Below are 12,152 nucleotides of genomic sequence, written 5' to 3'. Positions count from 1 at the left end.
CCGCGCGGCCGCACCCTAGGAAGGTCGGGCAACGCATTTACGACGGTCATATGACGTTTACATGACGGGGGTCGCGACGTGCCTTTTAGCTTTCGAAAAGCGGCAGCGTCACAATGAAGGTCGCGCCTTCTTTCCATTTGGATTCAATGTTGAGGCGGCCGCCATGGCGCGCGATAATATGTTTGACGATCGCGAGGCCAAGCCCCGTGCCGCCCTTCGCGCGGCTCTGCCCGGCATCGACGCGATAAAAGCGCTCCGTCAGGCGTGGTAAATGTTCCGGCGCGATGCCTGTGCCGAAATCACGCACGGCGATATGCGCCTGGCGTCCCTGCTCGCCGAGTTCGATGACGACGCGCCGGTCCTTCGTTGCGGGGTCGGACGCGCCATATTTGATCGCGTTTTCGATCAGATTCTCTGCCACGCGCAGAAGCTCATCGCGATCACCCGGCACGACGACTTCGGCCGGCGCTTCGATGACGAGTTCGACGTCGCGCTCTTCCGCGACAGGCGACAGCGTATCGGCGATATGTTTGAAAATGCCGACGAGATCGACAGGCGTTTCCGGCCGCACATGCAGGTGCTGCTCGATGCGCGACAACGACAGCAGGTCGTCGACGAGACGCGACATGCGCTGCGCCTGCTCGCGCATGATCGCCAGAAAGCGGGTGCGCGCTTCCGCATCTTCCTTTGCCGGGCCCTCCAGCGTTTCGACGAAGCCGAGCAGCGACGCGAGCGGCGTGCGCAATTCGTGGCTGGCGTTGGCGACGAAATCGACGCGCATACGCTCGAGGCGGCGGGCATCGCTGAGATCATGCAACGATAGAAACAGCGCCCGCTCGAAATTGTCGTCGGCAAGCGGTGCGATATTGACCTCGAACAGGCGCTCGACCGGAAACTTTTCGACCCAGACGACACGCTGGCTGCGGCCCGCATCGCGCACACGGTCGATGGCGTCGAGCACATCGGGCGAGCGGAGCGTCCGCGCCAGCGGAATATCGGTTTGCAGACCCGGCAAAATGGCGTGCGCAGCGGAATTCGCCGCAACAATACGGTCATGCCTGTCGATGACAATGACAGCCTGCGGCATCGCCTCCGCAAAATTGCGGATGAGGGAACGGTCGCGATTGCGGGTCTTCTCGTCCATACCGCCCTGAAACAGGTTGTCGTCAAAATTCAAGGCACGCCGCCCGGCGTCCAAAGAACATCGCCTTCGCCGAAGCGATTGAGATGCCGCGCGGCGACGAAGAGGAAATCCGATAATCGATTAATGTATTTCAAGGCCGGTGCGCCGACGCTTTCGCCGGGCTGCGCCGTCAGCGTCACCATCACCCGCTCTGCCCGCCGCACAATTGCGCGTGCGACATGCATCGCCGCCGCGGCCTGCGAACCGCCGGGCAGCACGAAAGACGTGAGCGGCAGGAGATCGGCGTTCAGGGCATCGATTTCGTGTTCGAGGCGATCGACTTGCTGTTGCGTCACCCGCAGCCGCGACGGCGCACCCGCCCCTTCCGGCACGCAAAGATCGGCGCCGAGATCGAAAAGATCGTTCTGGATCGCGGCAAGAATCTGGGAGAGTTTAGCCTCGTTCGAGGCTTCGCCCAATGCGGCGCGCGCGACGCCGAGGAAAGAATTCGCTTCATCGACCGTACCATAGGCCTCGATCCGCAGATCGTCCTTGCGCCGGCGCTCGCCGTCGCCAAGCGACGTCAGGCCCGCGTCACCGCCGCGTGTATAAATTTTGCTGAGCGTGACCATCGGCCTACCTCCGCAAAAACAGAACGCCGATGATGATGAGAATGGCGAGTGCCTGCAATCCGACGCGCCAACGCATCAACTTTTGCGACAGGTTCGGACTGCCGCCGCGCATCATGTTCACCAAGCCAGCGACGAGCACCAGAAAGACGGCAAAAACCGCCACGGCCACAAGCACATTGCCCAACTGATGCATGGTCGTTTCTTTAGCGCGAAGTCAAACGCGTGTCACAACTTTGTTTGCGCTCAATAGGGCTTCAGCAGCCGTTCCAGATAATCGAGCTCCTCTTGCGACCGCCAGGGGTCGCTCAAGCGGCGGCGCAATTCCTCAAGCACGCGCTGCGCCCGCTCGGCCGCCGGCAGGCCTTCCATATTCAGCCGCGAGTCTGGATTGAGCACCGGATCGTTAGCCATCGGCCGGCCAAGTGGATCCTGATCGCCCGCGCCTTCGGCCTGGCCTTCGCCACTCTGGCTGCCGGGCCGCTGCCCCTGGCCTTGTCCCTTCTGCATCGACTGCGCGAGTTGATCGGCGCCTTTGCGGAGTCCTTCGAGGGCGCGGCCCTGCGAGGCGACGGCGGAATCGCCGGGGCTTTGACCCTGGCCTTGCTGGTCGCCTTGACCCTGGTCGCCCTGACCTTGTTGTCCGCCCTGCTGCTGGCCTTGTTGACCCTGTTGTCCTTGGCCTTGCTGCCCTTGCGGCTGCTGACCTTGATTGTCCTGGCTCTGGCCCTGCTGATCCTGTCCCGCCTGGCGCCCGGGGCTCAGCGATTTCTCGGCATCCTGCATGGCCTTCTGCGCGTCTTTCAGGCCGGATTGGTTCTGTCCGAATTTCTTGAGCTCGTTTTGCAGCTTCTGCAGCGCCTGCCGCAGCGCCTGCTGCTGATCGTGCAATTGCTGCGCGGTCATCGGCTGCTGCTGGCCGCTCTGGTCCGGCTGATCCGAATCCTGCGAATGCGCGAGCCGCTGCGTCTGGTCGCGCAACTTCTGCTGGTCATGTGTCAGGCGGTCGAGATCGCGCATCGCCTGATTCATCGCCTGCGTCGTCGGGTCCTGATTCTGCTGTCCGGCCTGCTGCAGATTTTCGAGCGTGTTCTGCAATTGCTCGAGCATTTTCTGCGCGTCTTCTTTATCGCCGGCATTGGCCATCTGCATCATGCGGTCGATCATGGATTGTAAATCTTGCCGGCTGACGGATTGCGGGGCGTTGGGCGAGCGCGCGCCGTCTTGCTGACGTTGCTGCGCCTGGCGGGCGGCGAATTCGCGCAAGAACTTGTCCATTGCCGCGCGCAAATTGTCGGTCAGCTTGCGAATTTCATCCTGCGAAGCATTGCGTTGCAAAGCGTCGCGCAATTTCTGCTCGGCCGAACGCAAATCCCGCTCGGCATCTGCGAGGCTGCCGTTCTCGATCTGTAGCGCCATTGCCCAGAGAAAATCCGCCGTATCCACGATATCCTTATCGCTCTGCGCGTCCTGCACCATGTCTGCCGCGACCGAGAGGCCGAGGAAAACCGATGCCGGGACGCCGAACACATCCGGCGCAATCATCAAACCATCGAGCGCCGTCTCCACCTTGTCGCGTGCTTCGGGATAGAGAACGAGATTGCGCCGCTGCTCGACAAGCGCCTTGGCGATCGGCTTGACGAACGGGCGTTGCGGCAAGGTGATTTCAATCGGATCGCTGCGGCCGATATTGCCGCCTTCATCATGCGCGACGAGCGCCATCGTCACACGCGCGCCGGACCACGGATGATCGGAAAGATCGCCGGTCGTCTCGGCCTCGCCAGTGCCTCCCGGCGGCAGGACCAGGGAGAGGCGCGGCGGTCCAACGACCGAACGGACCGTCCCGGCGACGCCATCGACATGCGGATCGGCGAACACCGCTTCGGCGGAAATCGCCCCGTAATCGTCGCTGATCTTGTAGGCGAGTGTAAGGGAACCCCGCGCGTTGAAGCGCGGCGCATCGGTCAATTCGATTTCCGGGGGATTGTCCGGAATGACCGAGATAGCGAAAGTTCCGACGGTCGTGCCGGCATGTTTCAATGTGAGCTGTGCATCGCCGCGTAGTATTAAACGACGCTCGCTTTCGCCCGGCGCTTGCGGCGCGTCGTGTTCTTTTTTCGCGGCCTCAAGACCGCCCTGAGTTTCGACGCCGACGTCCCCACCCGCACCGCGTATAATCAGCACCGAATTGATCGGCGCTTCGACTCTCGTCGCTTGATCGGGCTGGCCGAGTTTCAGCAGCACGGGCGGTTTGCCGGTGTAGGCGGGCGGATCGAGCCAGGCGTCGATCCGATAGCTCGCTTCGGCGGGCACGGCGGCACGCCAATCGAAAGCGGCGGCAATGCGCGCTTGTTTTTCCGGCCCCGCGATGAAGGCACTCGCAGCGAGAAAAACGAGAACGGCGGCGCGGATCGAATAGGGGTCGAGACTGGCGACGCGCGGCGACGGCGCGCCGACACGAAGCCGACCGACGTGACTCAAAAGGCGCTTGCGATGCAAATTCCAGAGCGCCTGCGTCGTCGGATCGGAACTCGCATTGGCGAGTTCATCGTTAAGGCCGGAAGCCGGGCCGTGCGGCAGGTCGGAATTCTGGTCGATCCGGGCGAGCGCCGCCTTGCGCGCCGGAAGGCGCACGCCGAAGAACGGCACAAGGACGGCGATGAAGGCAATGCCAAAGAGGCCAACGCCTAGTTCACGCCAAAGCGCACCGATCTCTAGCCACAGACCGGCGAAAGAGACCGCAACGAAAAAGCCGGCCAGGAACAGCGGCGGCACAAGAGCGCGCCAAAGCTGCTCCCAGAAAAGGACAGCGCGAGCGCGGGCGACCAGCCGGTCGAGTTGGCTCAATGGCACATTCCCATTCTTGTTATTGTTGGTCTCGGCCAATGACGGCTCCGGATGTGCCCCCGCGCAGGGGTAGATCGCAATTGGGTCCGCGAAAGGGCGATTATCCGGTCTTATGGCCCAAATGCCGGAAGACTTCCACGCCAAGCAAGCTGTCGGCCAGATAGTGCCGGCCTGCTCTGTTCGCCATACCGGCCGCGCTCCTCTTAAGAGGCCTTGAATGCCTGATACCCTAACGCTATCTTACGTTCGTCTTACTTTAATGTGGATCAGCCGGATGGCTAACGCCGATAAGCTCACGACTAGGATTTCTACAAAGGGGCAGATCATCCTGCCGAGCACCATTCGGCAGCGCCGGGAATGGACTGCGGGAACGCGGCTCGTCGTCGAGGAGACGGCGGAAGGCGTGCTGCTGAAGCCAGCGCCGGCCTTCCCTGAAACGCAGCCCAAGGACGTGTTCGGCTCACTCCCCTGCAAAGGCAAGCCGAAGACACTGGGGGAAATGGATTTGGGCGTGCTCGCTGAGGCCAAGCGGCATGCTGGCAATTGATGCCAATTTGATCGTCCGTTACATGACAGACGATCATCCGAAACAGTCGCCACGCGCTCGCGCCCTGATCGACGGACACGCGGTTTTCGTCACTATAACCGTGATACTTGAAGTCGAATGGGTCCTGCGTAGTGCCTACGGATATCGCTCGGTGGAAGTGGTCCGCGCGCTAAGAGCATTCGCGGGCCTTCCCACCGTGACGATCGAAGACAGTTCGACCGTGGCGGCCGCGCTCGATCTTTCCGAGAAGGGAATGGATTTCGCTGATGCGTTGCATTTGGAAAAGTCAGCGCATTGCCAAGGATTCATCACCTTCGATCGCAAGTTCATCAAGACGGCCAAGACGGCAGGTTGTGATAATGTTCGTGAAGCCTGACACGGACAAGACATCAATCGCACGACACTCCCGCTCTGGAGTGCGAATTATCGGAGCCAAGGCGGCAATTTGTCGAGGCCGATCAATTCCTCATAGGTCTCGCGTGGGCGCACCAGGGCGTAATCGGGGCCGTTGACGAGCACTTCCGGGACCAGAAGCCGCGAATTATAGGTACCGGCCTGGACTGCGCCGTAGGCGCCCGCCGACAACACGGCGAGAAGATCGCTAGGCTCGGGTTCCGGCATCCTGCGGTCGAGCGCGAGGAAATCGCCGGTCTCGCAGACTGGGCCGACGACATCGGCGAGGATTTCCGGCGCGCCGGGCCGAGGCTGCACCGGAATGATCTCATGATGCGCGTCATAAAGCGTCGGCCGGATCAAATCGTTCATGCCGGCGTCGACGATGACGAAGGTCTTGGCCTCGGCCTTTTTCACGTAGAGAACGCGGGTGACGAGAATGCCGGCATTGCCGGCGATGAGGCGGCCCGGCTCGAAAATCAATTGCTTGCCGAGGCCGCCGAAATGACGCCGCACAATCTTGGCGTAAAGATCGGGGTGAAAGGCATCGCCCTTATCGTCCGGCCGGTAGGGTATGCCGAGGCCGCCGCCGAGATCGATATGCTCGATCTTATGGCCATCGGCCGCCAGCACGTTCAAAAACTCCGCCACCAAAGCGAAGGCATTGTCGAACGGCTCGAGGTCCGTGATCTGCGAACCGATATGAATATCGATCCCCGTGACTTCGATCCCCGGCAGCGCCGCGGCGTGAGCATAGACCTCGCGCGCCCGCGCGAGCGGAATACCAAACTTGTTCTCCGCCTTGCCGGTCGAAATCTTCGCATGGGTGCGCGCATCGACATCCGGATTGACGCGCAGTGCGATGCGCGCCGTGCGGCCCCGCGCCGAAGCAATTTGCGAGATCGCCGCAAGCTCGGGTTCCGACTCGACGTTGAAGCACATGATGTCTTCGTCGAGCGCGGTGCTTATCTCGACGGCAGTCTTGCCGACGCCGGAAAAGGTGATCTTCGCCGCCGGGATGCCCGCGGCGCGAGCCCGGCGCAGTTCACCTTCCGAGACGACATCCATGCCGGCTCCCAATTGGCCGAGCGTCTTCAGCACGGCCTGATTGGAATTGGCCTTCACCGCATAGCAGACGAGAACCGGTAATTCGCCGAACGAGCGTTTGAAGACCTCGTAATGGCGGGTGAGCGTCGCTGTCGAATAGCAATAGAATGGCGTTGCGACCTCTGCTGCCAGACGGTCGATATTGACTCCTTCGGCGTGGAGAACGCCGTCCTTCAGCGCGAAATGGTGCATTCGCCGGCTATTTCACTAAGGGATCGAGGAGAAAGGTATTGCCGCTCACGGCCTGCGTCCCGCTGTTCGCGGGCGTCGGCTTTCTGCCGGGCTGCGCCGGATCGCCCGCCATGGGATCGATATTCTTGGTCTGCATCGGCACGACCTGGCTCGCTGGCGTATTTGGCGGCGGCTCAAGATCACCGCGCCTGCCGCAGCCGGCGAGCGCCAGTGCGAGAAAGACGAGGCCGAAGACGCCGCATCGACGGCAGGAAGAAGGATTCACACAACAGCTCCGCTAAGCCTCGGCCTTATAAACCAAGCCTTTGGCAAAACGAAGCCGCCGGCCTGCACCGCCCTTAATTCCCCGGCTTTTTCAGGCGATCGAGCCAGGCTTGTGCCTGCTTTGCCACGTTCGCGGGCGCCGTGCCGCCGTAGCTCCTGCGGCTCGCGACCGAATTCTCCACGCCAAGCACCGCAAACACATCCTCGCCGAGCCGCGGTTCGACCTTTTGCATATCGGCAAGGCTCAAGGCTTCAAGGCCAATGCCACGTTCGGCCGCCAAAGCCACCAAATGGCCGGTGACGTGATGCGCCTCGCGAAACGGCAGTCCGAGTTCGCGGACGAGATAATCGGCAAGGTCCGTCGCCGTCGCATAGCCCGCACCCGCCGCCGCTTTCATCCGCGCGAGATCCGGCGCGAAATCGCCGACCATGCCTGTCATCGCCGCAAGGCAGAGCGACAAGGTCTGGAGCGCGTCGAACGTGCCTTCCTTGTCCTCCTGCATATCCTTGGAATAGGCGAGCGGCAGGCCTTTGAGCACCACCAGCAGGCCGCTGAGCGCGCCGATCACCCGCCCGCTCTTGCCGCGCACGAGTTCGGCGGCATCCGGATTGCGCTTCTGCGGCATGATCGACGAGCCGGTCGAGAACCTGTCGGAGAGCCGCAGGAAGCCGAATTGCGGCGTCGTCCAGAGCACAATCTCTTCAGCAAAACGCGAAAGATGCACAGCGCAAAGCGCCGCGGCCGAAAGTGTCTCAATCACGAAGTCGCGATCCGACACGCTGTCGAGCGAATTGGCGGTCGGCCGGTCGAAGCCGAGAGCTTTGGCAGTTGCGAAGCGATCAATCGGAAACGACGTCCCAGCGAGCGCCGCGGCGCCAAGCGGGCTTTCGTTGAGCCGCACCCGCGCATCATGGAAGCGGCCGCGGTCGCGCGCCAGCATTTCGACATAGGCGAGCAGATGATGGCCGAATGTCACCGGCTGCGCCGATTGCATATGGGTGAACCCGGGCATCACCGCCCCGGCATAGGCCAGCGCCTTTTCGGCCAGCGTCTGTTGCAGCGCGCGGATCTGCTCGTCGAGTGCATCGATGGTCGCGCGGATATACAACCGGAAATCGACCGCCACCTGATCGTTGCGCGAACGCGCCGTGTGCAGCCGCCCGGCGACGGCGCCAATGAGGTCGGCCAGACGCGACTCGATATTCATATGAATATCTTCGAGCTTGCGCGAATAGGCGAATTGGCCGTTCTCGATTTCGCCACGGATGCGGCCTAGAGCCTCGGCGATGGCGGCGGCATCGGCTTTCGACAGAATGCCGGTTTCGCCCAGCATCGCGACATGGGCGAGCGAGCCTGCTATGTCCTGCGCCGCGAGCTTCTGGTCGAAATCGATCGAGGCATTGATTTCTTCCATGATCGCGTCGGGGCTGTCGGCGAACCGGCCGCCCCACATCTTGTTGCTCATTGGTTCCGCTTTCAAAGATCGGCCGAAGTTCATTTATGTCAGATCAAGAGACAAAGAAGCGCGGCCTGCCGTCGCCCGTCACATCGATCATCGCCCTCGGGCTTGTGGTGATGTTCATATACGGGATGAAGGGCTGGCGCCGCAACGAAGCCGCGAGCGCCGCGTCCTGCCCCGCGGCGCATGCGATCGCCGCCCGGCTCGCGCCTTTGGTCCACGGCGAGGTCGCGGCGCTGGCAATCGACAGCAATCCGCAGCCGATGCCGGCGCTCACCTTCATCGGCCCCGACGGCAAACCAACGACACTCGCGGCCTTCAAGGGCCGTAACGTGCTTCTGAACCTTTGGGCGACCTGGTGCGTGCCCTGCCGGATGGAAATGCCCTCGCTCGACAAATTGCAGGGCGCACGCGGCAGCGATGATTTCTCTGTCGTCGCGGTCAATATCGACACCGCCAAGCTCGACCGGCCGAAAGCCTTCCTGAAGGAAATTGGCGTCAAAAATCTGAGTTTCTACGCGGATAATAGTGCCAACATCTTCTCGACCCTAAAGCAGGAAGGCAAAGTTCTCGGCCTGCCGACGACGATCCTCGTCGCCAAGGACGGCTGCGACATCGGCACAATGGCGGGTCCGGCGAAATGGGATTCGCCCGACGCCTTGAGCCTGATCAGCGCGCAGAAGCAGGCGGCCGAGACCCCGAAAAGCTGATGGCATGTGTTCCGAACAATTGAAGATGGGAGATTTGAAAATGCGGCTGCTGATTTCGATGCTTTTAGGCGTCTCGCTGTCGGCCGCCATCATGGCGCCGGCATTCTCTGAGCCCCTCGCGCTGGCATCTTGCGCGAAGTTCACCTCCGCCCGTGACGAGAAAGCATCGCTTTTCGCCGGATACATCTACGGATTCGTCGCGGCGCGCATGGGCTATAAGGACGAGAAGCGGCTCACCGCCGCCGCCGTCAAGGTTCGCGCCGACGCGCTGAAAATCTGCCAGAAGACCTCCGATGCATCCTTCGCGAAAATCATTGATGCGCTGACGGCCGATCTCGCCAAGAGATCCTGGCTGCAGAAGCTTTGAGGCTTGGGCCGCACGCCGGCCTGTGCTACCCGCCGCCATGCTCGAAGGCCTGCCACCCAACAACGCCGCTTTTCTGATGCGCCTACGCTGCGCCGATTCAACGACAGCGCAACGCGTCGCCGACATCATCGTCGAAACCTTCGACCCGGCCGAGACGGCAGCCAGCGCCTTCGAGGAAACAGGCGACCGGCCTGACGTCGAAGGACCGTGGCTCGTCGAAGCCTATTTCGGCACGGCGCCGGATGAAGCCCAGGTGCGCGACCTCGTCAGCCTCGCGGCAGGCGCGGAACTGGCCGCAGAAGCGGAGTTCGGCCGTGTCGCGAAGACGGATTGGGTTGCGGCCTCGCTGGCCGGAATCGCGCCGGTGCGTGCCGGGCGGTTTCTGCTCCACGGCGAGCACGACCGCGCCATCGTGCAGTCGAACGATCTCGCTATCGAAATTGAAGCGGCGCTTGCCTTCGGCACCGGCCATCATGGCACGACGCGCGGCTGCCTGATTTTCCTCGATGCCATCGCCAAGCGCAGGCGGGCGCGCAAAATCCTCGATGTCGGCACCGGCACCGGCGTGCTCGCCATCGCCGCCGCCAAGGCCTTTCGGCGGCCCGTCGCAGCGGGCGATGTCGATCCCGTTGCGGTTGCCACCGCAATGGTCAACGCGGCGCGTAACGGCGCTGGCAGCTTTGTCCACATCGTACAGGCGCGCGGCCTCGATCATCCGGCGCTGCGCGGCGATTACGATCTCATCACCGCCAACATATTGGCAGCGCCCCTGCGCCGTCTGGCGCCGGCGCTCGCCAAAGCTCTTTTGCCTGAAGGGGAAATTATTCTCTCAGGCCTTCTCGACCGCGATGTTCCGGGCATTATCAGCACCTATCGGACGCAGCATTTGCGCCTCGTCGCGCGGCTTGACATCGACGGCTGGGCGACGCTTTTGATGCGCCGATAGAGCCTCGGCCTGAACCGAGGCTCTAATTTTTAGTTTGACGCGTTTTCTTCACGCGAACCGGTATGCACTTCGCTCGAAAACGCTTTGACTAAGGGAAAAACGGATGAGTTCGGATACGATTGTCATCGTCGGCGCGGGCCACGGCGGCGTGCAGCTTGCCGCTTCGCTGCGCGAGGAAGGATATGGCGGAAAGCTTGTCCTTCTCGGCGATGAAAAGGATCTTCCGTACCAGCGGCCGCCGCTTTCCAAAGCCTATCTGAAGCATGCGACGCCAGAGGACGGCGTGCTGCTGCGCGGCCCGGATTTCTACGCCCAGAATAACATCGAGCTTCTGCTTGGCGAGCGCGTCACCGAGATCGAGCGCGACGCGCGCCGTCTGCATCTGAAATCCGGCAAGACGCTCGAATACACAAAGCTTGTACTAGCGACGGGTGGCATACAGCGGCGTTTGCCGATCGAAGGCGCAGACATGGAGGGTGTTTTCGCGCTGCGGACAATGGAAGAAGCACGCGCGCTTCGCGACAAGCTCGCAACGTCGCAAAACGTCATCGTCATCGGCGCCGGTTTCATCGGCCTCGAATTCGCTGCGACAGCAGCATCGCAAGGCCGCAAGGTCGATCTGTTTGAATTGGCCGACCGGCCGATGGGCCGCGTGGTGACGCCGCAGACATCGGCGTTCTTTGCGCAGGCGCATAAGGCTTTTGGGGTCAATCTGCATTTCGGCCAGAGCGTCCTCGCGATCAAGGGCGACGGCACGAGCGTCACCTGCGTCGTCTTGAATGATGGCACGACCATGCCGGCCGACATGGTGCTGGTCGGCATTGGCCTGGTGCCGAGCGACGAACTCGCGCGCGCCGCGGGGCTCGACGCTCCGAATGGCATCAAGGTCAATGAGAAGCTCGCCACATCGGACGAAAACATCTTTGCAATCGGCGATGTCGTCTATCACTACAACACGCATCGCGGCGCCGAGATGCGGCTTGAATCTGTGCAGAACGCGACGGATCAGGCGCGCACGCTGGCAAAACTTCTCGTCGGCAAGCCGGCGAATTACGATCATGTGCCGTGGTTCTGGAGCGACCAGGGCGATCTCAAATTGCAGATCGCCGGCTTCCTCGACGAAAGCGACACGATCGTCATGAGGGGCTCTTTCGACGAGCGCGCCTATTCACTCTTCGGCTTCAAGAACGGCGTGCTGACCGGCGTCGAATCCGTCAACAAAGGTGGCGACCACATGCTGGCGCGGCGTCTGCTTGGTGAGCACATCGCCGTGACGCCTGAGTTCATCGCCGATCCGGCCTCGGATATGAAGTCGCTGATAAGGCCGAAGCGATGAGTGGGCCAGTACCGCCTCGCCCTTGATGTCTGCCGAACGGAGATGAGCGTCGTGATGAATCAGCCACACTGATTCTTAATGCTCAATTTCGCGAAAAGGCTCTGCGAAACGTCATCCGACTGTCATGCGCTAAAAATACCGCCGATGCGGAATGAAATAACACATCGGGCTGGACATAATGTTGCGTTTGGTTGGTGCCGGCCGCGGGTTAAGCGGCAAGTCGTTTTCTAG

General features: G+C 61.8%; 13 protein-coding genes. 6 read left to right on the top strand and 7 right to left on the bottom strand.

Going from position 1 to position 12,152, the window contains the following annotated elements:
* Window positions 1–85: 85 nt before the first annotated feature.
* The 4 genes from WDN02_RS06590 to WDN02_RS06575 are packed head-to-tail and all read right to left on the bottom strand — an operon-like array spanning window position 86 to window position 4,638.
* The gene (locus tag WDN02_RS06590) at window positions 86–1,144 is read right to left on the bottom strand and encodes an ATP-binding protein (RefSeq protein ID WP_337294885.1); all 1,059 of its coding nucleotides are present in this window, start codon (window positions 1,142–1,144) and stop codon (window positions 86–88) included.
* A gap of 29 nt (window positions 1,145–1,173) precedes the next feature.
* On the bottom strand, window positions 1,174–1,755 hold the full coding sequence (locus WDN02_RS06585) for a cob(I)yrinic acid a,c-diamide adenosyltransferase (RefSeq protein WP_337292734.1): 582 nt from the start codon (window positions 1,753–1,755) through the stop codon (window positions 1,174–1,176).
* A gap of 4 nt (window positions 1,756–1,759) precedes the next feature.
* Entirely contained in the window at window positions 1,760–1,948 is a 189-nt protein-coding gene (locus WDN02_RS06580) for a twin transmembrane helix small protein (protein WP_337292733.1), read from the bottom strand.
* 50 nt (window positions 1,949–1,998) lie between these two features.
* Complete coding sequence (locus tag WDN02_RS06575; protein WP_337292732.1) at window positions 1,999–4,638, bottom strand: TIGR02302 family protein; 2,640 nt, start codon at window positions 4,636–4,638, stop codon at window positions 1,999–2,001.
* Between the two features lie 235 nt (window positions 4,639–4,873).
* On the opposite strand from WDN02_RS06575, the gene WDN02_RS06570 reads away from it, so the two are divergent.
* Window positions 4,874–5,146, top strand: coding sequence for an AbrB/MazE/SpoVT family DNA-binding domain-containing protein (locus WDN02_RS06570; RefSeq protein WP_337292731.1), 273 nt, complete (start codon window positions 4,874–4,876; stop codon window positions 5,144–5,146).
* A complete protein-coding gene (locus tag WDN02_RS06565; RefSeq protein ID WP_337292730.1) occupies window positions 5,133–5,522 on the top strand; it encodes a type II toxin-antitoxin system VapC family toxin in 390 nt (129 codons plus the stop codon). The genes WDN02_RS06570 and WDN02_RS06565 overlap by 14 nt, the downstream gene beginning before the upstream one ends.
* A 47-nt stretch (window positions 5,523–5,569) precedes the next feature.
* Here the strand turns inward: WDN02_RS06565 and lysA are convergent, their stop codons facing one another.
* The 3 genes from lysA to argH all read right to left on the bottom strand — a co-directional run bounded on the left by lysA (window position 5,570) and on the right by argH (window position 8,568).
* Window positions 5,570–6,838 carry a diaminopimelate decarboxylase gene (gene lysA, locus WDN02_RS06560; protein ID WP_337292729.1) on the bottom strand — a complete coding sequence of 423 codons (1,269 nt, stop codon included), beginning with the start codon at window positions 6,836–6,838 and terminating at the stop codon, window positions 5,570–5,572.
* A 7-nt stretch (window positions 6,839–6,845) separates the two neighbouring features.
* Window positions 6,846–7,103: a lipoprotein gene (locus tag WDN02_RS06555; protein WP_337292728.1), complete on the bottom strand. Its 258-nt coding sequence runs from the start codon at window positions 7,101–7,103 to the stop codon at window positions 6,846–6,848.
* Between the two features lie 73 nt (window positions 7,104–7,176).
* Window positions 7,177–8,568, bottom strand: a complete 1,392-nt coding sequence (gene argH / locus WDN02_RS06550) for an argininosuccinate lyase (protein ID WP_337292727.1) — start codon at window positions 8,566–8,568, stop codon at window positions 7,177–7,179.
* 35 nt (window positions 8,569–8,603) lie between these two features.
* Between argH and WDN02_RS06545 the strand changes: the two genes are divergently transcribed.
* The 4 genes from WDN02_RS06545 (at window position 8,604) to WDN02_RS06530 (ending at window position 11,921) form a co-directional block, all read left to right on the top strand.
* Window positions 8,604–9,272, top strand: a complete 669-nt coding sequence (locus tag WDN02_RS06545) for a TlpA disulfide reductase family protein (RefSeq protein WP_337292726.1) — start codon at window positions 8,604–8,606, stop codon at window positions 9,270–9,272.
* Window positions 9,273–9,312: 40 nt separating this feature from the next.
* On the top strand, window positions 9,313–9,639 hold the full coding sequence (locus WDN02_RS06540) for a hypothetical protein (protein WP_337292725.1): 327 nt from the start codon (window positions 9,313–9,315) through the stop codon (window positions 9,637–9,639).
* A gap of 37 nt (window positions 9,640–9,676) precedes the next feature.
* Complete coding sequence (locus WDN02_RS06535; protein ID WP_337294884.1) at window positions 9,677–10,585, top strand: 50S ribosomal protein L11 methyltransferase; 909 nt, start codon at window positions 9,677–9,679, stop codon at window positions 10,583–10,585.
* A gap of 103 nt (window positions 10,586–10,688) precedes the next feature.
* Window positions 10,689–11,921: an FAD-dependent oxidoreductase gene (locus tag WDN02_RS06530; protein ID WP_337292724.1), complete on the top strand. Its 1,233-nt coding sequence runs from the start codon at window positions 10,689–10,691 to the stop codon at window positions 11,919–11,921.
* The last annotated feature ends 231 nt before the right edge of the window (window positions 11,922–12,152 follow it).

Source organism: Methylovirgula sp. (genome assembly GCF_037200945.1).
Classification (GTDB): domain Bacteria; phylum Pseudomonadota; class Alphaproteobacteria; order Rhizobiales; family Beijerinckiaceae; genus Methylovirgula.
This window is presented reverse-complemented; position numbering and strand designations above follow the sequence as displayed.